Here is a 24,466-nt window from a genome sequence, read left to right as displayed (position 1 = left end):
ATATTATGATAGATTTTAATTTAATTTTTAATGAAGCTAAAAAAACGGAAAGTTTTTGGGATTTCTCCCAAAACTGGTTTGATGTACTGACTTTAGTTCTTACCATCTTAAGTTTATGGTTGGCTTATTGGCTAGGAGAAAAAGGATATAAACGTGATAAAAAAGATAAGTTAGATGAACAAAAACAACTTATTGCAACTGAAGTAAATCTCTTTAAAATTAATTTAGAACAACTTTTAGAAGCAATAAGCAATCAATTAACAGCACTTGAAGATTATAAAGTAAAACAAAACTTTAGTTTAAAATATTATCCTGACTTACATGTAGATTTTTTAAAATTTATTAATCCTAAATTCATTTATGAGCATATTGGTTTTCAAAATGCAAATCAAATAAATGAATTCAATGAGCTTTTAAGATCTTTATATGGCTTAAATGATATAAAACTTTCTATAAAAGATTCTGTAAGGAATTATATTTTACGATATAATGAACTTGAAAAAGGATTCTATTTATACAGAAAACTAATGTATAAAATGATGCATGAAATTGTTAGTAGAAATATTGATGATTTAATACCAGTAGAAGGAGGTTTTCAAATAAATTTTGGTACAAATGAATTTGCAAGACAGTTTTTTCAGTTGAATGAATCTGTACTAGAAAATCCAGAGTTATTAGATGAAAATAAACAATTGATAAGACCTAAATTAATTGAACTTTTCGTACTTCCGACAATAGAAATATGCAAACAATTTATCCCTATAAATGCAGATGCAATTGAAGTTGCAGATGTGGCAAATGAAGTAAATTCATCATGGGTAAATATGGAAACTATAACAAACGCACATTTTAATGAAATTGACGGACATATAGCTATATTAGAAAATGTTAGAGATGAAATTACGGAATATTTACAATAAAAATTAAATTATGCCAGAAAGTAATATTTCAAAATACTTTGATGATGTAGCACAATCTTTAATGAGCAATTATAAAAGATTTGAGTTGTTAATACCAAACACATCATTAAAAAAAGGTTCAGAAGAAACTAAAGGTGGCTCAGATCATACTGGTGAAGAAGGTAGATTTTTAGAAAGTGTAATTCGTTCCTTTTTAAACAAACATCTACCTCAAAATTTAAGAGCATTGAGTGGTTTTATCATAAGACCAGCAGCTTTATGTGGAGATAATGATACTAGAAGAGCTAGAGATCAAAAAGTTGATAAGCACTCACCTCAACTTGATATAATTGTTTATGATATTGGAAATTATCCAGTTTTTGAGCAATTTGATGATTTTGCGATTGTGCCACCCGAAGGTGTTTATGCAATTATATCGGTAAAAAAGCAATTGCGCATGGATGACATTGAACATGAATTAAAAGCATTAGCATATTCAGCATCATTATGCCATCATTATAATAAAAATATTGGAGAAAAATTCAAAGGTGCACCAGCAAATCAAAGAGTTGCAGGTCCAATAACAGCATTAATTGGTTTTAAAACAGCTTTTGATTTAAACACAACAAATTCAAAAAAGATATTTGAAAAAATAAGAGATGTTCAAGGAGAAAATCCAGTCGATGGTATAGTTAAATTAATAAGTTCAATTGAAGAATTTAGCTTTTTTAGAGCAGACCATAGACTTGAAAAAGATAAATTTAGAGTGCCTTTCTTGTGGATAAAACATAAAATTGGTAATGAAAATCCTCGAATGAACTTGACGCTTCAATACCTTCTTCACTTCATTTTAAAATTATATTATGATGATACGAGACAACCTTTGCTAATGAAACCTGGATTTAATCATTTTAATGAATCGACAAGGAAAGAAAAAAAATTTGAAAATTTTCTAATAGTTGAAAAAGAGCATTTTTTAACTGAATTAAAATATAATAGTTTTGAAACTGTTGAAGAAATAAAAGAACTTAAAAAAGACAAATAAAAATGAATTGGATTCAAAAACTCATACAAAAAGCAAAAGCGTTGTTTTCAAAATCGGATAATGAAAATACAGCATTACTAACTGCAAATAAAACAGTAAAACCGCAAGTGACACAAAATAATCAGAAGATAGAAGAGCTTAATGAAATCATTATTGGTAATGATAAAAACAAAGTGGTTTTCAATCGAATTAATGATTTTACATTAGATCAAGGATGGACACCTTTAAGTCCTAATAACGAAAACGCGAATTTCTTTTCGCAGTTAACAGGCGCAGGAATGGCTTCTGGTGCCGTTTTGTATTCGGCTCAAGGATTATATCAAGCTACAGTAAACCCAGCTAATCTGATGACTTATAACAATGGTACTTTAAGTTCGATAACCTTGAATGGTAAAAGTTTTGGCAGTCATGCTGGATTTGTCACTGCAAATACAGCTGTTTTTGCTCCAATACTTGTTTTTCAGTTTGCATCCATGCTAACTGGCCAATACTATTTCAATGGTATGACAAAACAATTAACAGTTATCCAACAGGGAATTAATCAATTGTTGCAAAACCATCATAACGAAAGAATAGCGAAGATTAGAGCGTATACTGAAAAATTGATTGAATTTGACAAAAGCAGTTTTTTTACAACGGAGGATTTTATAAACATTGACAAAATCAAAATGGAATTGGCAGTAATTCGCTACGAGTATCTCTTATCGGCTCATCAACAGCTTAAAGAATCCTTATTTCCTGAAAAGAAAGGAGATAATGCTGCTAAATATGATAGCCCTGCAGATATCAGTTCTGCCGAAAAATTGAAAATTGAAAGTACTATATTATTCAATGAAGTTAAAAGAGAAATAGGTAGTCTTTATAAAAAAACAGGAGCTGATGGGGTTATAAATGAAATTGGTAATTTCTTTGAAAATTCAGGCAAAAAAGCCAGTAAAATGGTTCAAAAACTGAATGAGAGTAAATTTTTCTTTATACTGGAAGCTTCATTGCATTCAGATAAATTATACCAGTATATGCAATTTATTGAGTTAAAAGCGAATCTGTCCTATAAAAAACCTGACCAAAATAGAATCGGCAAAATTGACCAATTACAACAATCTATTTACAATTTCGATTCAGGTAAAGATTCAGTACTAAGCGAAGTAAATAGGACTGCCGAAAGTCTTAATCAAGAAGTGACCGCGTTATTAAACCATTATAATGATCAAAGCTTTTTGAATCAAACTGAGATAACAGCAAAAAAAGCAGAAATCAAAAAACAATTTCAAAAAATAGACAAATATAAAAATTCAAATGCAACTCTAATTGCGGAAAGAATCAAAATCAAGAATGCTTTTGAAACTCCAATCGAGTTCATTATGGATAATAGAAATGGTGAAGGGAAAATTTATGTAAAGAATCTGAACTAAAAAATATGAGCAATAGACTAGAGAACATTTACACGCATTTAGTTCAGAACCGCAAACACCAATTAAATGGTTGGCATAACGAATACAAAAGGATTGTAAATGATATTCAAAAAATTAAAGTTAATTTAGAAAATGGTAAAACATTAAGAGATGATTCATCATATCTTGTAACTTCATTTAAGAACTTTGATGCATTTATACAGGAACTGCTGTATGAAAAATCAAATGGAGTCTCATCTAGAGGACAATCCGTATTGAGTTGGGAAAACCTAGGAAAATTTAAAAGTGCTCCAAACTTTGATACAATAATTTCAAATATAATTAAATCACCTTCACTAACTACCTACATAGATTTACAGAATTTTTGGAGAGATCAAAATGTAGGCTTCAATCCGGTGCTTATCAATAGAGTATTAGCGGCCTGTAACACAGATGTATCAACAACAGTCGATGAGGATAAATTTAATCAAGTCTTTTATTGGTTGCAAAGAGAAAAATTAATCGATGATTATCCTAATACAAGTAATCAAGATTGGTATAGCAAAAACCTATTTGTAATTCAACAATTCAATGCCCAATTAAATAATATAGCAAATATTGACCCATATTGGATTGGATTATTTTGCTGGGAAATATTAGTTAATCTATCAAACCCATTTAGTTTAAAAAAGCAAATTGTAAAATATGGTGCACCTGGAACAGGTAAAACCTATACTGCAAAACAAACCAGCCAACTACAATTTAATATTTGGAAAAGTGAATTTGCTGAACAGGAAGACATTGATTTCAATGATTTAGTAGAAACCATACAATTTCATCCTTCATACACCTACGAAGATTTCATGGAAGGACTACGTCCTATTTTAGATAGTAATAAACAAGCACAGTTAAGTCTTGAAAATGGTATTTTTAAATCATTTTGCATCGTAGCCGGTAAATGGGAAGTAGATGTGGCTTTATTAAATTTAGAAAAAGATTGGACAACCATTACTATACAAGACTTAGAAGACTATAAAAAGGAGTTGAATAATGATTATTGGAAGTATATCTTTGATTATAAAGACAAAACGAAAAAACTTGCAGATGCAGTCCCACCTTATTTCATGATTATTGATGAAATTAACAGAGCTGAATTAAGTAGAGTGTTTGGAGAACTAATGCTTTGTTTAGAATATAGAGGGATTAAAGGAGCCGTAAAAACACAATACGCTCAATTGAATAATAACGACACGGGAATGATTAAATTAGGAAGTGGATTTCAATTTTTCATTCCTCACAATGTTTACATTTTAGCTACAATGAACACTATTGATAGAAGTGTTGAAAGTTTTGACTTTGCCCTAAGAAGAAGGTTCAAATGGGAAGAAGTAGAACCTGACATATCGCTTTTAAAATATCATTTTAGCAAAAAAAATAAAGTTTGGACAGTTTTAGCAGATAATTTAGGATCATTAAATGAAGAAATTGCCAAACAACCTTTACTAGGTAAAGATTACCGTATTGGTCATGCTTACTTATGGGATTTACCATATTCAATTAACCAATCGGCAAGTGAAATAAGAAGAATAGTTTGGAAAGATAGCATTGCGCCTTTATTAGAAGAATATTTAAGAGGAACGGGAAGAGAAGATCTTGTTGATAATACATTTTCTAAAAAGTTTGGGCTTTAATTATGAAAGAAAAGTGGCTTTTTAATATTATAAAAGATAATACTTTGGTAGATAATCAAACCTATCAAACAAATAACGGTGTTTTTGTAAATCATCGTTTAAAAGAGCCTATATCATTATTAAGACGACAAGGAAGTCAATGGAAAAATCCATCAAATGATGAATCTGCCCTTTGGAAATTCCTTAATAATACCAATCGCAAAATTAACGAAGCATTACAAAATAATGAAAATACTGCCTTAGTATTGTTCAATAGTAAAGATTATGAGCACAATACTAATGATAAATTCATTGATATTGCTGGTATTAATTGTATGGATTTTACTTTAAAAACAGGAAATTTAATTGGGTATATTAAAAACGGAGATTACGCTTTGAAAATAAGCTCTCGTTTTGGAGACAATTTTTTGAAACAGATTATTGCTGATGCAGATGGATTTCTTGAATTAGAAAATCATGGAGGTTCAAACGCTTCTAAAGGATATGAATGGCTTCTAATTTATTTATGGAAAATAAAGCTAAAAAAGGCCTACCGATTAGGTTTGCCTAAAAGTTATATTTCTAAAAATGAACGATTTAATAAAGTTAGAGGCCAAATAGATCCTATTGGATATTTTATAAATGGTCATGAAGGAAAGTACAACTGTAAATATAGAGAACACAGTTATGACAATCCAACAACTAGAATAATTGCGGAAGTATTTAAAAAACTAAAGGGGAATGAATTTATCACGGATTTACATCCAATAAAAAATGCATTGTTAATTGCAACTAATGGATGTAATTCCAAACGAGTAGATTTATACAATACCTCTCATTTTTCAAATCCTTTTTACAATGATTATAATGATGTGATTGATTTATCTAAGCTAATTCTGAGAGATAAACTTTCAGATTTTGGCGAGATTTCCGACAACAGTGCCTTTTTCTTTGATATCTCAATGTTATTTGAATACTTCATTAGAAAACAATTGAATAAAAACGGAATTAAACTTGAAAGTAAATTTGAAAAAAGATTCCAAATTCCAACAGGGATCAGTTCTTATAAAAGAAAATTGATTCCAGATATAGTAATGGAACATAATGATAGTTTTCATGTTTTTGATGTAAAATACAAAGCTTTTGATTTTAGATTTGGGGTTAGTAGAGATGATTTATTCCAAATTCATACTTATGTTGGTCAATATGGTAATGTTAAAAACATCAAAAGTTGTGGTTTTGTTTATCCAATCGCAGAATCGGAATTTGATTCGAACAAACAATTTCAAAGCAACCATTTAGAAGAAAAATTAAATATTATGGGAATTGAAATATCGTTTTATATTATATTTTTAAAAATACCCTATGATAAAGACGAAAAATTTCAAGAAAAATTTCAAGAAAACACTAATTCATTTGTTGAAGAAATAATTTATAAAGTCTTAAAATAGCATGGCAGAATATAAAAACGTAGAAAAACCATTTCTAGAAAAACTAAAGCAACTTAACTGGGAAGTAATTGACCAGGGTGGTTTTGGTATTCCCCAAGATCCTTCTAAAAGTTTGCGAAGCTCTTTTAGAGAAGTAACACTTAAAGGACGTTTTAAGACTGCTGTAAGTAAAATAAATGCTTCTAATGGAGCCGAATGGTTAACAGATAAGCAACTAGAAGAGTTGTTTCAGGAAGTAACTGAATTAGAAAAAAGCAATCGCTCATTGTTGGAAGTGAATAAAGCTGTTTTTGAAAAACTAACTGGAAAAACTAAAACAACATTATCGGAAAATGAAACTACTGGTGAGAAAAATATAGCCATTAAACTCATCGATTTTGAAAATTGGGAGAACAATACATTTACCGCTATAAATCAGTTCAGAGTTGTTACTCCTGGAGGTCCAAGAGAAGGTATAATACCGGATATTGTACTTTTTATAAATGGTTTACCTGTTATAGTAATTGAATGTAAAGATGTAGATGTAAGTGATCCTATTTCGGAAGCAATTAACCAAATAGAAAGATATTCAAATACTAGAGATGATGACTTTGGAATAAAAGAAGGTGAAGAGAAATTATTTCATTACAACCTATTTTCCATTGCAACCCATGGCGAAGAAGCCCGCTTTGGTACTATTACAGGAGGTTATGAATACTACTTAAACTGGAAAGATATATTCCCAGAGAATTATAAATCAATAGAAATTAAAACCTATAGTGATGAAGAAAAAGTTCGTTATCAAAACAATGGTTTACATAAAAAACCAGATGTAAGACAAGAAGTAGTGATTCAAGGGATGCTCAACAAAGAAATTCTGCTTGATGTATTGTGTCATTTTACTCTTTTCATGGAAATTAAACAAGGGGTCGAGGTTAAAGTGATTTGTCGCTACCAGCAATACCGAGCGGTTGGAAAAATATTGAATCGTCTTCGTATAGGACAAAGCCCGCAAGAACGTTCGGGAGTAGTTTGGCATACTCAAGGTTCAGGAAAATCATTAACGATGGTATTCTTTGTTCGGAAATTGCGTTCCCAAAAAGATTTAAGAGACTATAAAGTAATAATGATGGTCGACCGTAAAGACTTAGAAGACCAACTGTCAAAAACTGCAAAACTGACAGGTGAATTCAAAGAAAAAAATGTGATAGGTTCACGTAAAGAATTAGTCCCAAAATTAAGTGATAATAGTTCTGATTTGAACATGGTGATGGTACATAAGTTTGTACAGGAAGAATTAAAACACTCCAAAGCCTTAATGAAAGCTTTTGTAGAAGAAGGTGTAGTGCCGGAATTCAAACCGTTTGAGGTGGTAAATAAGTCAGATCGTATCATAATCCTAATCGATGAAGCGCACAGAACACAAGGTGGTGATATGGGAGATAATCTATTTACTGCTTTTCCTAATGCTACCAAAATTGCATTTACGGGAACACCACTCTTAACGGACCGTCACAAGCAAAAAACACACGAACGCTTTGGCGGAAAAGGTGAATTTATAGACACCTATAAAATTCGTCAATCGGTTGATGACCGAGCTACGTTAGATATTATATACATTGGTAAAACTACTTCTGACAAAATAATTGACCGTGATGAACTAGACCATGCCTTTGAAGACGTCTTTAAAGAACGAACCAAGGAAGAAAAAGAAGAAATTCAAAGACGTTACGGAACTATGCAAGCCTATCTTGAAAACATGGATAGATTGCGAAAAATAGCTATTGATTTGGTTGATCATTATATTGATGAAATTCTACCAAATGGTTTTAAATCTATGGTTGTTGCAAATTCTGTTTTAGCTGCGGCACGATATGAATATCTAATTCAACAAGCCATAGATAAAAGATTAGAACTTGAAAAAAACAAGTTAGAGATTGATGAGGTGTTAATAAAGCAAATTGAATTTCTTAAGGTAGGAACAATAGTAACCCAACAAGATAATAACGAAGAAGCTTTTATTAGTGCTGCTAGAAAAAGAGCTAAAGAATTTAATGCCGTAGATAATTTCAAAAAAGATTTTGATTACACTATAGATGATAACGGTAATTATTTGAAACCAGAAACCGGTTATGCTTTTTTATGTGTATGCGATCGATTATTAACCGGTTTTGATGCTCCTATTGCACAAGTAATGTACTTAGACAAGAGTATTCGTGAACACGATTTATTACAAGCCATTGCACGTGTAAACAGAACCAAAGGAGAAAAGGAATACGGGATACTGGTAGATTATTATGGTGTATCAAATCACTTAAAAGATGCCTTAAAAATTTGGGGAGCTGAAAATGAGGAGGATATCAAAGAATTGTTAAACTATTTAAGAGATATTAATAAAGAGATTCCAGTTTTGGAAGCAAGGTACAATCGAATGATTCAGCTGTTTGAAGATAAAGGAATAAAAGACTTCAAAGGATTTGCAGAACAAACAATTAGAGATAAGGATGCTGAATTCAAACTTGCGGAGCAATGTATCGAATTAGCAGAAGCTATTCCTTTCAGAGCGCAGTTTGATACCTATTTAAAATCGTTTTTTGACAGCTTAGATTTGCTATTTAATAGTGAAGTGGCAAAACAATACTATATTCCTGCTAAACGTTTTGGGTATTTATTAATGAGAATCCGAAATCGTTACAAAGACCCAACACTGGATTTGAAATGGGCAAAACCAAAAGTTAGAAAAATCATTGATAAATATTTGGAAACATTGGGCATTAATAGTAAAATACCTCCTGTAAGTTTGCTGTCTGACGAATTTCAGAAAGAAGTTCAAAATTCTGGAAGTACAAAATCAAAAGCTTCTGAAATGGAACATGCCATAAGACGACACATAAAAGTCAATATAGATAAAGATCCAGCTTTATATATGCGTTTTATTGAGAGAATAAATCAAATTATGGAACGTTATAAAGGAAATTGGGAACAAATTTTCGATGAATTTAACAAACTCAAAATAGAAATTGAAATAGGTAGACAATACGATTCAGAATTTGGTTTAAACAAACAAGAGCTACCATTCTATGATTTGATCGTTATGAATGTCTATGGAGATGAAAAGCCAGATGAAGAAGATAATACAATTATAATCGAGCTAGTAGGAGAATTAGTTAAAAAACTTCAAGAGGCAATTAACAAACCTAACTTCTGGAAAGAAAGGGAGGCTGAAATAAGAAAACTTCAAGGTGAAATCGATGATATGTTCGACTTTTCAGGAATTGACACCTTATCGGCAACAAAAGAAAGATTAAGCATAGAAATAATGAATCTTGCCAAGAGAAGGCATATTGAACTGACAAAATAAAAGGGTATGCGACTTTCAGAATTAGAAATAGAATTAATCCGAAGCAATAGAAAGACTGTTAGTATCCATATTGAGAGAGATGGAAGTGTTTCAGCGCGTATCCCTGAAACAATTACTGAAGAGGAAATCCAAAAAGTACTCCAGTCAAAGGAATACCAAATTCATAAAAATTTAGCGCAATGGTCTCAGTTAAATCAAACTAAAGTCGAAAGAGAATATGTTAATGGACAATCCTTTCTTTACTTAGGTAGAAATTACAGATTACAATTTGTAGAGGAAAAACTTGAAACATTGATTTTCAATAAAGGATATTTTCATTTGTCGTATTCAGATAAAAACCAAGCGCGAAATATGTTTATTAACTTTTACAAAGAAAAGCTCAATGAAAAATTAAAACCAATTATAAAACGATATAAAGGTCAGTTAGGTGTAAATATTAAAGAAATTAAGATAATGGAATTACAGAATCGATGGGCATCCTGCAGTGTAAAAGGAAATGTAAATTTTCACTGGAAATGTGCAATGGCTCCTATAGATGTTTTGAATTATATTGTCGCTCATGAATTGACTCATTTAATTCATCCTAATCACAATACTTCTTTTTGGAATGAATTAGATAAAGTAATGCCAAACTATAACGAGCAAGTCAATTGGTTGAAAAGAAATGGTGCTGGAATGGATTTATAAACACAGAAGTCAGCAATCTTTTAAAAGAAAACAAAAAAATCTACGTAATATGGATTCCATTAAACGGCTATGTTGCTTTAAATAATTATACTCTTCATTTTTTAAAATCCAATGCACCTTTTCTCGGAATGACAATTTTTTTATAACTATAGATGCAGATTTTTTTCCTACATTTACAGAGGTTAAAAAACCCAAGAATTTTAAGAGTGCCCTATTAGTGCCCTGCTTTCTTTGACATAACATGAATCCCAGTGTTTACTGGTACTTACGATACAAGTGGCGGAGCCTCTTTCTCCGTGAAGGCCCAAAACAAAGGAAGAACAAGATTTTAAAAGTTTAAAAAAAAGCCTAAAAAAGTGGTAAACCCTTTTATAACACAAAGTTCAGATTTCGTATTCTCTACAACCTGATTTCCTCTAAAATTATCAGCTCATTTTTACAAATTCAGTATAGAGGTTAAATTAGTCAAAAACCTTTCATGCCATTGGAAGTATTCAAACTTGAGGAACTTTATGAAATGCCTGCTAATCACGTTCTGGAATTAATATACAAAAGCAAGATAAAGTATACCCACACCTATATGCACTATTTAAAAAAATACAGAAAAAAGAAATGAGTTTTTTTGAATAAATATGCTACAATTAATAGGACAATGTCCTTAAAATCAAACAACAATCCCATTCATTGGCTAAGTCAATGGGATTTTTTATATAATAATCACTCATTTCTTATTTTTTTGAAATCTTAAATAGAAACTTTTCTAAACTCTTCAAAAATAGTTTTTGAATTTATAAAGTAAATTCTATGATTTGAAAAGGTGATTTTATCATTTTTTTTAATACCTCATCCAATTCTATAAAAAAATCAAAAACAGGTAATTATACGCTTGTTTCATTTCTAATAAAAAAAGAACTTTACTTTTATATTAGCTAAACATGTTAAGTTAGAAGATCAAAAAAAACTTTATTGAAACTATATAAGATAATGAATCCTTCATAAAGAATAAAGACATTTTTAACAAAGAGATAATTAATGAAGAGTTTTTGAAACTCAGAGTAAAAAAATTACTCTTAGCTAAATTTTCTTGGAGTATGATGAATTTACAGTTTGTAACTTTAGTATTTGCCATAATTTTTACATATTTTCAAATTTTCTCTAATAATAGATTTAAGCAATTAAATTAATGTATAATACTTCATCACGCATAAAATGATTATGGGTACATATTGATCATTGTATAGCTAGTATCCACAAGTTGGCATAAATTTCAAAATATATCAAAATATGAAACAGTTTGTAATTACTCTATTTCTTTTTTCAATTTCGTGCTTAATTTATGGACAAGAATTTAAGCTATCTGATTCTTATATATTTAAACCTCAAAATAAAAAGGTAACACTATTAGAGAATCTAAAAGAGATAAAAATTATTGTATTTAAAACGAATATGGCAATTAATACAGATGGTACTCCACTATCCTATCATCCATATGATTTAAGAGCAGATTCATTAGCTTTAAACTACATTACTAACGCAGTCGCAATTTATAGACTTTCTGATAGCAGATGCGTAAGCATTCCTAAAAAACCTTTAAGTGATTATCCTAAAAGATTTAAAACAAATGTAAAGTTTGATCCAACTAAAATTACCGAAAAAGAAAAGAAAGAATATATAAAACTGGCTTATAAAGTATTTGAAGAATGGCGTGATGCAGGTTTCCCAGAAAAACAAATTGAGGGTTATGAAATAGTTTGGAAAAATGTATTAGTAAATAAAAATGGAAAACCCTGCATTTTTGAAAAAAACAAACAATTTAAAGGTTATTTTGCATCAATGACAGCAGAAGATAATGGTATAAGAAATGATACAAGTGAATGCTCGTGCGCTAATCAATTAGACCCATTTAAAATACCTTCAATTGTATTAAATGATGGAATAAAATATGGAGCTTCAAAAGGAGATCTAGTTGTAGCTTACAATCCAATTAAAAAAAATATTGTTTATGCTATTATTGGAGATAAAGGACCTGGTTCTAATCTAGGAGAGGGCTCAATCTTATTAAACATGAAACTTAAAGGATCTGAAATCCCACGAGGCAAAAATGCTGTCAAGACTCTTGCAATCAGCGAAAATATATTAATATGTATCATTCCAAAATCTAAGGATTTTAAAACACTTAAGCCATATACAGAAGAGAGTATTAAAGATCGTATTCTACAATGGTTTTTAATGCAGGGGTATAAAGGTGAAGATGAAATTATAAAACTACTTATTGATAATTGCACGTAAAATAAAGTATAAGTGACAGCACGGGACTAACTGAATTATGCTGTTTAAAACCATAAAATTAATAATTTATATAAGTCATTAGAACCAACAAACTATTCAACACATGAAACAAATCATAACATTCATATTTTTAGTGGTTGGTTGTTTATCTTATGGGCAGGGTATTTGTACAGATTGTGGTCCTGCCGGACTGGAGAATAACAGAACAAATATTGTAAGCGGAAATGAGAAACTTTCCCCTTATAACGGAATTTTCCACCTTCGAGTTACTAGAGGATTTATAAGAACAAATTTGTCTACTGGTACTTTTATTGCCAACGATTTAATCATTACCGCAAATCATAATTTAATGTACAGCCCATTTATCACCAAAGTTGAGTTTTTTTTAAATGGGAATTGGATCAAAATTTCTAATTACAAAATCTATCACTATCACCAAAGTTTTTTGCATAAAAGAAATAAGGATATAGCGATACTTAAAATATTTAATTTAGAAAAATTGAAAAATATAAGCCATACTAATTTTATTCCATGCGACTATTCAAAAATAGAAAGTACAGCTGGGATAAATTTTAATTTAACAGGATTTCCATGTGATCGTCCCGATACATTGGTCGAAAAAACCACTTGGTCAGATAATTTGCTAAGCGATCAAACGAATACAGTCTTTTCTTATAAAAAATTGTATACTTGCACTGGAGATAGTGGAGCACCATTGTGGTTTGAAAAGGAGGGCAGAAACTTTATTGTAAGCATTCATCATGGTGGAAATGATTTCGGAGCTTTCGATGACAATAACACAAACGTTGCGATTAAAATTACACCCGACATTATCACATGGATAAATACTAAAACACATTCAAAATTTTAAAGCTATCTAAAATGCAACAAAACTTAAAGCTGAAAGACTAAAATATAAATATTTAAGTAATTTAAAAGTTAGCATTTTAATTTACAGAATGATTTAAACATAGTTTTACCGGGATTAGCCATCTGATTCTTTCTAAGCATATGCACAACTTCAATTCAACTCAATGTTCGTCTGGCCGATTCAAAACTTTTAAAACCTAATCCGTTTTGTATACACCACTTGATAAAACGATGGTCCTGTTCGACAATATTGTTGAGATATTTACATTGCCGGATTTTAATCTTTGAGAACGAACGCTTGTTATATACTTTGATCGCTGCTGTATTATAACCGCTTTTGTCAATGTTTATTACTCGTGGCTTGTAGTTATTACTAATTGCTTTAATTAGAAACAACTGAGCGCTCATTCTTTGTCTTTTTCTGGTCAAAAGAAAATCAACCCTATTGCCTAATTTATCAACAGCCCGATATAAATAACACCAAATACCTTTTACTTTGATATACGTCTCATCCATTCTCCAACTCGTCCCCACTTTGACCTTTCTCTTCTTCATCTCTGATTCAATGAAAGGTGTAAATTTATAAACCCAGCGTTGGATCGTGGAATGATCAACAATCACACCCCTAATCTTCATTATTTCTTCAACATCTCGATAACTTAAAGTAAACCTAAGCTTAAAATATACTGCCTGCACTATATTAGACTTCAGATAGCAATAACCTTTCGTATTCATGAGTTTAAGAATTTAAAAAAGGCAAAGATATAAATTAGCTTTAGATGTGACAGAACCTTATAAGTGCTCGACTACTTTTTCAATTCTCACTACTTTTTCACCCTTACAGTACGGAAGCCGGCATACCGGACTGTAATAACAATTACCATTAAATTTATAATCCGTTTCACCGGCTGTTAAAATCCCTATAACATTGTTAGTATGCAGATTAAAAACTGGCGATCCTGAATTTCCCTGAAAACTATCTAAAGAAGTATAGAAATAAAAAGGATGGGAATCTTCTTCAATTCCTGCATTTAATGCAACCTTTGTCGGAATGCCACTAGGATGACCAATCATATAAATCTCACTGCTTTCTTTTTTAATATCTGAGGATTTCTCCCATTCTAAAACTGGTCTGTCAAAATCCTTGTTAACTATAAATTCAACTATATCCAATTCATCATCTTTTTTGACTACTGCCTGCGGAAAATAAATATCCTTTTTATAAAAATAGTTATCAGGCACCAAAGTACTTGAAACCAAAATTTTAAATCCAAAGACAATAACATAATCCGTAATAGGTCTTTCAAAAACGTGTCCTGCGGTCAGCATACTGTTTTTACTAAAAATAAAAGCAGTTCCAATACCCGATGAAGGCTGCCTACTATAGGGTTCATCTCTGCACAGACCGTATTTAGCTCCAAGTGTTTGGGATACATCAAGTACATAAACATCATTTGACAACTGGTGTAAATTTTCTTTTTCCACTATCATCGCCACAGACTGGCTTTTTTTTATCAATTCAAACTGCCACTGAGTATTTACATCAAGCTGCTGCAATTCAATTCTGCTGTCAAACTGTGATGGACCATGTAATCTTTTAATTACAATCTCCTTATCACTTTCTATAATGCCAGTCTTCCCGTCTTTTGCTTTTTTCACTATTGTAATTGTTCCTCCATTAGTTTCCTTTGCACCGGCATCGATAATACTTTTCTGCTGAAACTGTTGAAGCATCATCATTTTTGCCGCTGAATCAACATCAATCTTTAGACTTGCTGGTTCAAACTGCAGGATCTGCATATAGGATTCATCAAAACTTTTCTTTGTTGCATCACTATTAAAAAGTTCCTTATCAATCTTTAATTTTTTTGCATCGTTCCAGACACCGGTTGTTGAGTCTTTATCTTGCCCCATAATCCACTGCCCGATTAGAAATAATATAACAAAAAATCTCATCTTAGTCTTTGTATTTTCCTGATAAGGTAATAAGCGGGATATCAATGGTAATTCCTGCCATCAAACGGCAGGAGTCTAATGTTTTAACTATACCGTCCACTGCCGTTATATCACGCAGCTTTGGTCCATACTGCATACCGAAATTTATTGCTAATGGGGAGTTTTTAAAACCATATATCACATAAAAACCTGGAGAAAAAATATCTTTAAAGTCAAATTCAGGCAGGGTCTGGGTATCATTGCTGCCGTCAAGGCGCAAACGAACAGGAGCTGCAATATCGATTATAGGCAGAAAAAAACCAACACTGCCCCCTTTTCTAAACGCGCCCCAAGGCTGGAAATAAAATCCGACAGGTGCTGTAAATCCAATTGTCCCTGCTGGCCCTTCCCCGCTTGTGAATTCCCATCCACCTACCACTCCGGGAAATGAATTAATTGAATAATAACTTGTCGCCCTTTCTTTTAGATTGGAACTGCCAACCGGAAGGGCAAATGCATCGATTGCTTTCTCTACGTCCTCCGCAGTTGATGCAAGTGCTATATCATTCAAAAAGTTAATAATTTTTAGTGCCTGCCCGTCTTTTAAAATATTTCTTTTTTCCACAAATGCAGGAGCAAAAGCTAAAAATGCTTCACTCAGTTCATTTCCTGCCGAGATACTTTTATCAGGCATGTGTAAAACCTTGTTGTCAAATATCGATATGGAGTAGACATCAATCTTTTTTTCCACAAATTCTCTAACATTCCTGGATTGATTCTTGTCTGCCAGAAAATTATCAGCTTGTGTTTTTATCTTTTTCAAATCTATTCCATAATAATCTAATAAATCATTTTGATATAATTTAATATCATTTCTTAATAAAGTTACTGCCTGCTGATAATTTGAACCATCACGGGACTCCAGAAAGATTAAGTCGTTACTTAGTGCTTTTAGTTTAGAATTATCATTCCATCTAATTCTTATAATTTCCAGCGAGCCGTGTAATTTTTCAATATCCGTAAATGAGACACTAGGAACAAAAACCTGGCTTAAAATCTGCAGATCATGCTGTTGCTCTATTAAATATTTAATACCAAGCAGATTATCATTAAGACTAACATTGTTACTTTTAAGAAGCACCGGAATTTCTATGGCTTTGGTAATTGCATTTGTATATTTTTTTTGATGAAGATCCAAACCAAGATCATTGCCTGCTTTTGCTACCTCGAAATAAGACTGCAATTCTTTCTTATAATTTATTTCAGCACTTTCAGAGTTATGGGTTATACTACTATAACTTTTAACAAGCAGGTCCCCTGTAGATACTATCTTTTCCGCCAATTCAATAATTTCGTTTACAAATCCATGTATTTCTTCATACTTGATTTCTTCGCCATTTTTATTCTTTTTCTTTATTGACTGGGCCGTAGTATAAATTTTCTCACCATACTGCACCGCATCGTTTATATTATCTTTAAAAAAATTAAAATTTTCTGCTCCGTTTTTAATATCATCAAAGGTATACTCATCCATTAGCGTTTTAAAATTCAGATGTCGATGACCGCTGAATTCAATATTAAAATACTTGATGTTCTGCTGGTGCAGAAACCCAAAATAAAGAAGATAGAAATCATTCTGCGAACCATAACCAGCCAAAAAATCGATACTAGCAAACTTTGGCTCACTGTTTTCAATGACTGTCAAACTGTAGGCCAGCATCGAGGCTAACCGTAAGCCTTGTGCAATATCATATTTTCGGGGCGAAGATTCAGCACTTAATCTCCAGTTTTCCAGAGCTTTGCTCTCTTCCAAAAATGTAAAATAATCAACCGGATTTTTTACTTTGGAAATTTGCGATAATACCTTAAGTCCTTCAAATGCAAATTCAAGATCTGGCTTACCTGCAATATACTGCTGAATCTTTGGCAGATCTTTCAACTTTTGTGCATTAACCAATATGTTATTTAAATCCTGCTCGATAAGCTGTTTCATTTCATTTGTAAAATTCATCAGCTGGCTGGAATCAAACCTTTTTAAATAATTAGTTGTTTTGGGAAGTATCACCATTAGCTCCTGACTGTAGTTCTCAGCTTTAGGATTATTTAGATATGTTTTTATCTTATCAATGGCGTAAACTGTCAATTCCTCTTTTATTCTCTTGGCCAAAAAGCGGCTCAAACCGTCAATCATAGTCTCAAAGGCAAGATCACCACCAAGAAAAGGTAGTGATTTATTGATCGAAGACTGGTAATTATTCTGGGCATATGCATCTATGCCATTTCCGGAGACACTTTTATATTTTTCTAAAAATATTTTGATTTCATTTTCCAGATAAGGATTTATAGCAGTATAGAGAACCTTAATTTTTTCCATTTGATCAATGTCAAAAAAATACTGTTCATTATAATAGTCTCTTTTTTTCTCTAGTAATCTGGCTTGTAAAGTTTTAAGATCTTCACTAGCACTTTTAATTGTATATTGATTATTTATGGAAATATTTACCTTTAGGACTGAATTATATGTATTTAAGGCATTTGTATAAGCGGTATCCGATGCTATTAAATTGTTAATCAGTAAAGAATTATTCTGGAGGCCTTTCTTTTGATTATCTGTCAGATAGGATTTAAAAATTCCTATTACTCTTTCCCTGTCACTCTTTATCTCTCCAAATTTTGTCTCAGGGTTTAAACTTGCGTAATCCTTTTTTAGCAAATCTATCAGAATGGCGGCGTCACCCATAACGGCAGCAGTTTTCTGAGCCTGCAGTGTAGTGTTGTAAAATAAAATTAAAAACAAAAGTAAAATTTTCTTCATTCGACGTTGATTTAAATTAGGTATCAATTCAAGATTAAACAGTTAAATTCTTACCAAATTTACAATAATCAATTCAAAATCAGACACGTATAAATACTGATTTTTAGAATTGTTTTTTATTAAAAACGGATTACAAGGCTGCCAAAGTAGTACCCCCCGACCCCTGCAAGCGTATAAGGGCTAAGGCTGCCCTTCTGGACTTATAGCACTCCGGCTTCTTATCTGAAGACTTGACTTGTGATTTCTTTTTTTGTTGTTTTTGAAAAAAAAATATTATCCAATAATCATTATAGATTTAAATTATAAAAAGTAAATTATCTAATTCAAATATTAATATTGATTGCGAAAATCTCAATAATAATTGTATTCTTGATTATGTTTCACTATCAAAAAACACTTTGTAGAAATGTTTTCCACTTACTTCATCAAACCCTTTATGAATTAAACCTGGTTTGCCGGACTCATGGGACATTCCTTCGGCGGCTACCAGACTACTTACATCATTACCCAAACTGGATTGTTTGCCGCGGCGGTAGCGGGATCTGCGGTAACCGATCTTACCAGCTATTATTTCACTGTAAATTGGAAATCAGGTCGTCCCACTATGAATTATTTTCAAAAAGGACAACTCAGGATGATGCAGTCCCCTTATGAAATACCTGAACTCTACAAGGGTAATTCTCCTTTGGTGTATGCCGATCGAATTACCACGCCCCTTCTCTCTTTTACTGGTAAAGAGGATAATCATGTGGATTGGCATCAGTCAGTGGAGCTTTACCTGGCCATGCGCAGGCTCGGGAAAAAACACGTAATGCTGCTCTATCCCAACGAGGCCCACTCCTTGTTTAATCCCTCCAATCAAAAAGACTTATCCCTTCGGATACAGCAATGGTTTGGCTATTATCTTAAAGGCCAAACACCCGCCCCCTGGATTACAGAGGCAATTAAATAAAAGACAAAAAAAACAATGCAGTTCTCTTTAAGAACTGCATTGCCTTTACCTGCCGGGTTCAAGAAATTAATTACTTGGACGGTACAGAACCTCTGTACAATCACCATCAAACTTATCCTTGGCGATCTGTCCCGGAGGAGCGTAACTGGCGCGGCACACTACATTGAGGTCTGTGCTACATCTCACTGGAACCGTACAAGGTCCATTAGGCCCGTCAACATATCCAATCTTAGGAATTGGAGCGGACTTGGCATTTTGCATGGAAGTGGTCAGGAAAGCTCCCGAGATACCCAAACCCAGCACTACTACAAAAGGCACTGCCTTTTTTGAAAATATAGTTTTCATAATAATAAAATTAAGTTAAACGTGATCTACTTTTTTCTACAGGTTTTCGATCTTTTTCCTGATACTGGCCAGTATATTTTTATGCGTCAGGGAGGTCCTTTTACGCCTTGTTCATTTCTTTTTCAAGCAATCCACTTATTTTATAAATGATCAATTCAGCATCAATGATAACATATAGATGACTGGAGCTCACCCACAAAGCCTGGATTTTTTTATTTTCATTTCCATATACAGGAAAACTCAGCACATAACTTTTCTTTTTCAGGTCATAAACATCAATTATAGAGGACTGTTGCCAGACTTTTTCACTATCATATCTTCCTGGTACTTTGGAATAGACAAACAGCAGATGTTTTTTTGTAGCGGTCATTGCATTTACCATAAAGGGAGGAGCGGCCATTTGCCTTTCGGTATTACCTTTAAGGTAAGCTACTTTTATTTTGGCCTTGGTAATTGTATCGATAGTATGTCCGGTAAATTTGAGGTTGCCTTTTGTATCGGCCACAATAAATTGATTTCTATAAAAATAATTGTACAGCAATATTTTCATTTCTGCGTTGTACTGCAGCATACCGTCAGTATCAAATATACCGTCAATTTGTGGAGTTAAAAGCCAGGGTGCATAATCTACTTTCGGGCTCGTGCCTGCGTAAAAAACACCCAGTATATGTGCCCTGTTCGCGCCCGTATTATTACGAAAGGCAATGGTGGTGCTATCCAATGGTTGGGCCAGGGTGAATCTAGGCATTCCTTTTAGCTGAGTGGTGATGCTCCAGTCCTTTGTATTTCCTCTAAAAATGCAGGGCACTGTTCCATCCATCAAATAGATATACTCTTCACGTATTGCAATTCTGATCGACTGAAAACCAAGGTTCTTGTGGTCAAAATGTAACCTGATTCTTTTTTGGCGTCCTTGCAGGTCAATTGCCAGCAGATGAAGAGGATCTGTGGAATTACCCAAGTATATCACATCCCCTACTGCCCCTGCAAAATAATAGGAGTTAAATTTTAAATCTACCTGCTGCACTTCTTTAATCGAACTTTGCGGATAACGCCGTATAAAAGGATTTTTGCGATGGATAATCTCCTCGGAAGATAAAAATAGCACGACAACCAGACTTACACTTCCAACTATTAAAAAGGCTATACCACCAGCATATATTGGCAGCCTTCTTTTCATCAGGCCATCCTGTTTTGCAATAAGCAACAGGGCTACAATGGCAAGCAAGACAAAAACAAGATTAAAGATCAAATGTACATCCCAGCTCATTTTCTCTAGTATTCCTCCGCAGGAACAGGGTATAAAAGAGCTATAATGGAGTATGATAAAAATATAGGCCGTAAACATGCTCATCAGACTAAGTGCTGCAAACAAGGCAATAGTTCTTGTTCTTTTATACAACAGTAGTAAGGCAATAAAAAGCTCAATACTGATCACCATCCAGGAAATCCACCAAGCATATGCGCTCAATAATGGAGATTGTGCAAGCTGTACCTGAAATCTCTCAAAATCCAAAAGCTTGCTTACCGATGCATAAACAAATAATAAGCCATAGAGTAAACAAATACAGTCTACTAAAATCCTTTTTATATGAACAGATGTTTTCATAATCTAAATTTTTAAATTACTGTTTTTCAAAGCAATAATCTTTGCCGTCAGAAAAATCATAAACAAATTTAGAAGTGTTTTTTTATATAATTGTTACCCAAAAGATGCCAAAAGATGCCAAAAGTTTTAAAAAACGTGCCAATTTAAATTCGCATCAGCCATTAAATAAAAAATGCTTAATAGAATTTAATCTACTAAGCAATTTGTTGTTTTTTTTACAAACACTGTTAAGCTATTTATTCTCGATTTAGTTTTGGGGATATTATTTTAGTCTGTATATAAATAAGCCCATTAAGCGGGTTGCTTAATGGGCTTATTTAATTTTAGATTTATTGATAAATCTTAAAAAAATAAAAGAATAGACTGCTCTTGTTTCTGTGCTCCCTAATATTTCTCTAGATGATATTCTTAAAAGACCTATAAGGAACTAATACCAAAACTCAATCATTCTTGGAATTTATTTTGTAGTAGTTGATGATAAAAAAATATAAGCCTCTGCTTTGTTAAATGCCAAACAACCTATCATTTATCTTTTTTATCTTTTAAAATTTTACCCTCTTTTGTAAATTCCAAATCGATATTGTTTGTTAAATCAACATCGAGATCCTTATGTCCATAATCGATATGAGTAATTTTTTCATTTGGATGATTCTTTGCTACATAGTCTTTTACTGACTCAGGAATAAATGCAGTTGGAATCGGTTTCTTTCCTCCATCTACCTCGCGATACGAACCGTCCTTCCAAAACTCTATTTCTGTTCCGTCTTTAAGCTTGACTTCATATCCTTTCTCACCATGCTCGGCATCTTTTTTTACAACATCTATTTCACTTTTACTAAAGTGCTTTTTTAAAAAATCCTGCGCTGGTTTTGGCAACTCAGTAATTTCAATTTTCTTCTGTGCGCTAGCCGATATTGCAAAACCTAGCAATAATACAGCAATTATAATTATCTTTTTCATGATTTTAATATTAAAAATTAGTAATTTTCTTTCACTAATTTACAACAAGCGAAAATACATTCAAATCAATTTAAGAAAGCTTTATTATTTTAAGAACAACATTTCTTATATTGTAACTCATTATATTTAAAATTGTTATGACAAATCCTATCACTATAAAACTAGCAACTATTAATGATTTAGACGGAATAATAAAACTGCAAACTGCCAATCAAACTTCTAAGGGCGGAACATTATCCGGAGAATTAACTCGCAATCAAATTCAGGAAATGATGAGCGATATGCCACAGATTATCGCCACTATTAACAATGAAATTGTTGGCTTTTTATTGACCACATCAAAAGCTGTAAACAGAAATCGTAAAGTTCCTATTGTCGATGCCATGTCAGGCGCTTATACAGGCTCTGCTGACTGGTATATTTATGGGCCAATTTGCGTGAGTCAAACCCAACGCGGAAAAGGGTTGGCGCAGCTTATGTTTGAAGAATTATTAAAATTAGAACCTAATCGGGAAGGTATTCTATTTATCAAAAGTGACAATGTAGCATCTTTAAAGGCGCATGAAAAAATGGGAATGCAAAAAGTGAGTAGCTTTCATTTCAATGATGCTCACTTTGATGTATACGCCTATTTATTTCACTCCGAAGAAGATAAAAAGTCTATTGAAATTATAAACCTTAAATAAAAATACATGCGTTATCTGGCCATTCTCATTGCTGCTTTTCTAAGCGTTTCTTGTAAAAATGAAACAAAATCTACAACACTTTCCAGCTATTTCACTTATCATGAAAACAATGATGTAGAATCAGCAGGTGTAAAGATGATTCCGATAAAAACTTCTGTAGGAGAACTTAAAGTGTGGACAAAACGTTTTGGCAACAACCCTAAAATCAAGATCCTGTTATTACACGGAGGTCCCGCCATGACCCATGAATATATGGAGTGTTTTGAAACTTTCTTTCAACGGGAAGGATTTGAATTTTACCAGTACGATCAATTAGGATCTTACTACAGTGATCAGCCAAAAGACAGTAGTTTATGGACAACAGAACGTTTTGTTGAAGAAGTGGAACAAGTGCGTAAAGCTATTGGAGCTGATAAAGATAATTTTTATGTTCTGGGCAACTCTTGGGGCGGAATTCTTGCCATGGAATATACACTAAAATATCAGCAAAACATGAAAGGATTACTAGTTGCAAACATGATGGCCAGTGCCCCGGATTACGGAAAATATGCCGATGAAGTATTAGCCAAGCAAATGAAGCCTGAAGTTTTAGCCGAAATCAGAGCACTTGAAGCCAAAAAAGACTTTGGTAACCCTCGTTATATGGAATTGCTCATTCCCAATTACTATCAACAGCACTTATGTCGTTTAAAAGAATGGCCAGATGGACTCAACCGCGCCAGCAAACATATTAACAATGAAATTTATACCATAATGCAAGGTCCTAGTGAATTTGGTATCAGCGGTCGTCTGGCAAAATGGGACATTAAAAACCGTTTACATGAAATTTCTGTTCCCACATTAATGATTGGAGCCAATTACGACACCATGGATCCAAAAGCTATGGAAGAGCAAAGTAAACTAGTTAAAAAAGGAAGGTATTTATACTGTCCTAACGGAAGTCATCTGGCCATGTGGGACGATCAGAAAGTCTTTATGAATGGTGTGATTCAATTCATAACCGATGTTGATTTAGAGAAATTCCAATAATCAATTCTATATACAATAGTAGTTTAGTCACTAATTATTAGTTTTAATGGATAGGTACTCCAATAAATCTCCCAAAGAGAAGCTTTATTTATATTTGGCAAGAAGTTTATCATCTCGTCTAGTTATATCACTTCTACAACTAAACAATCTTGTAAAATCAGTACCGAAATGTGTCTGATTAAAGCTGAAATCCGGGCTACAATTAAAAATACTGATGAAAATTTACATCTTTTAAAATTATTATACCTGCTCCTAGCCACATGTAGTGATTTTTAAAAATTTTCAATTACAATGCAGGCGTACTTTAGTTTGAATCCCGAACCCATCTAAAACAAAAAACCCCGTTTCGTTAGAAACAGGGTTTTTAAAAGAAAGGCGACGACATACTCTCCCACATAACTGCAGTACCATCTGCGCAGGCGGGCTTAACTACTCTGTTCGGGATGGGAAGAGGTGAGCCCCGCCGCAATAACCACCTTAAGGTCGTTTTTGC

General features: G+C 32.6%; 16 protein-coding genes, 1 rRNA gene and 1 pseudogene. 12 read left to right on the top strand and 6 right to left on the bottom strand.

The genetic code is table 11. From position 1 onward, the window contains the following. The first annotated feature begins 5 nt into the window (after nt 1-5). The 9 genes from GIY83_RS03655 (at nt 6) to GIY83_RS03615 (ending at nt 13,643) form a co-directional block, all read left to right on the top strand. Nucleotides 6-920: a hypothetical protein gene (locus GIY83_RS03655; RefSeq protein ID WP_208684788.1), complete on the top strand. Its 915-nt coding sequence runs from the start codon at nt 6-8 to the stop codon at nt 918-920. Nucleotides 921-930: 10 nt separating this feature from the next. Then, a complete protein-coding gene (locus GIY83_RS03650) occupies nt 931-1,944 on the top strand; it encodes a DUF6602 domain-containing protein (RefSeq protein ID WP_208684786.1) in 1,014 nt (337 codons plus the stop codon). Between the two features lie 2 nt (nt 1,945-1,946). Continuing rightward, the gene (locus GIY83_RS03645; protein ID WP_208684784.1) at nt 1,947-3,356 is read left to right on the top strand and encodes a hypothetical protein; all 1,410 of its coding nucleotides are present in this window, start codon (nt 1,947-1,949) and stop codon (nt 3,354-3,356) included. 5 nt (nt 3,357-3,361) lie between these two features. Next, nucleotides 3,362-5,026 carry an McrB family protein gene (locus GIY83_RS03640; protein ID WP_208684782.1) on the top strand — a complete coding sequence of 555 codons (1,665 nt, stop codon included), beginning with the start codon at nt 3,362-3,364 and terminating at the stop codon, nt 5,024-5,026. 2 nt (nt 5,027-5,028) lie between these two features. Further along, entirely contained in the window at nt 5,029-6,456 is a 1,428-nt protein-coding gene (locus tag GIY83_RS03635) for a restriction endonuclease (RefSeq protein WP_208684780.1), read from the top strand. Between the two features lies 1 nt (nt 6,457). Then, nucleotides 6,458-9,796, top strand: coding sequence for a type I restriction endonuclease subunit R (locus GIY83_RS03630; RefSeq protein WP_208684778.1), 3,339 nt, complete (start codon nt 6,458-6,460; stop codon nt 9,794-9,796). Between the two features lie 6 nt (nt 9,797-9,802). After that, complete coding sequence (locus GIY83_RS03625; protein ID WP_208684776.1) at nt 9,803-10,483, top strand: M48 family metallopeptidase; 681 nt, start codon at nt 9,803-9,805, stop codon at nt 10,481-10,483. Between the two features lie 1,284 nt (nt 10,484-11,767). Then, nucleotides 11,768-12,772, top strand: a complete 1,005-nt coding sequence (locus tag GIY83_RS03620; RefSeq protein ID WP_208684774.1) for a glycoside hydrolase family 75 protein — start codon at nt 11,768-11,770, stop codon at nt 12,770-12,772. Between the two features lie 103 nt (nt 12,773-12,875). Then, nucleotides 12,876-13,643, top strand: coding sequence for a serine protease (locus GIY83_RS03615; RefSeq protein ID WP_208684772.1), 768 nt, complete (start codon nt 12,876-12,878; stop codon nt 13,641-13,643). 68 nt (nt 13,644-13,711) lie between these two features. On the opposite strand, the pseudogene GIY83_RS03610 reads toward GIY83_RS03615, so the two are convergent. From GIY83_RS03610 to GIY83_RS03600, 3 genes and pseudogenes are all read right to left on the bottom strand, one after another. Further along, nucleotides 13,712-14,377: pseudogene (locus tag GIY83_RS03610) on the bottom strand (IS6 family transposase). Nucleotides 14,378-14,434: 57 nt separating this feature from the next. Beyond that, entirely contained in the window at nt 14,435-15,556 is a 1,122-nt protein-coding gene (locus tag GIY83_RS03605; RefSeq protein ID WP_208684768.1) for a serine protease, read from the bottom strand. 43 nt (nt 15,557-15,599) lie between these two features. Then, on the bottom strand, nt 15,600-18,392 hold the full coding sequence (locus GIY83_RS03600) for a hypothetical protein (RefSeq protein WP_208684766.1): 2,793 nt from the start codon (nt 18,390-18,392) through the stop codon (nt 15,600-15,602). Between the two features lie 463 nt (nt 18,393-18,855). Between GIY83_RS03600 and GIY83_RS03595 the strand changes: the two genes are divergently transcribed. Then, a complete protein-coding gene (locus GIY83_RS03595; RefSeq protein WP_208684764.1) occupies nt 18,856-19,344 on the top strand; it encodes a S9 family peptidase in 489 nt (162 codons plus the stop codon). A gap of 445 nt (nt 19,345-19,789) precedes the next feature. On the opposite strand, the gene GIY83_RS03590 is transcribed toward GIY83_RS03595, so the two are convergent. Both GIY83_RS03590 and GIY83_RS03585 read right to left on the bottom strand, forming a co-directional pair. Beyond that, nucleotides 19,790-21,298 carry a DoxX family protein gene (locus GIY83_RS03590; protein ID WP_208684762.1) on the bottom strand — a complete coding sequence of 503 codons (1,509 nt, stop codon included), beginning with the start codon at nt 21,296-21,298 and terminating at the stop codon, nt 19,790-19,792. Nucleotides 21,299-21,820: 522 nt separating this feature from the next. Next, on the bottom strand, nt 21,821-22,258 hold the full coding sequence (locus GIY83_RS03585; RefSeq protein ID WP_208684760.1) for a PepSY-like domain-containing protein: 438 nt from the start codon (nt 22,256-22,258) through the stop codon (nt 21,821-21,823). 137 nt (nt 22,259-22,395) lie between these two features. Here GIY83_RS03585 and GIY83_RS03580 point away from each other — a divergent pair, with 137 nt between their 5' ends. After that, complete coding sequence (locus tag GIY83_RS03580; protein WP_208684758.1) at nt 22,396-22,944, top strand: GNAT family N-acetyltransferase; 549 nt, start codon at nt 22,396-22,398, stop codon at nt 22,942-22,944. A 6-nt stretch (nt 22,945-22,950) separates the two neighbouring features. Then, nucleotides 22,951-23,973 carry a proline iminopeptidase-family hydrolase gene (locus GIY83_RS03575; protein ID WP_208684756.1) on the top strand — a complete coding sequence of 341 codons (1,023 nt, stop codon included), beginning with the start codon at nt 22,951-22,953 and terminating at the stop codon, nt 23,971-23,973. 370 nt (nt 23,974-24,343) lie between these two features. On the opposite strand, the gene rrf is transcribed toward GIY83_RS03575, so the two are convergent. After that, a 5S ribosomal RNA gene (gene rrf / locus GIY83_RS03570) occupies nt 24,344-24,453 on the bottom strand. Nucleotides 24,454-24,466 lie beyond the last annotated feature (13 nt).

The sequence above is a fragment of the Flavobacterium sp. SLB02 genome (genome assembly GCF_009664855.1).
Lineage (GTDB): Bacteria > Bacteroidota > Bacteroidia > Flavobacteriales > Flavobacteriaceae > Flavobacterium.
Note: the sequence above shows the minus strand (reverse complement) of the source record. Positions and strands in the feature narration are given on the sequence as shown.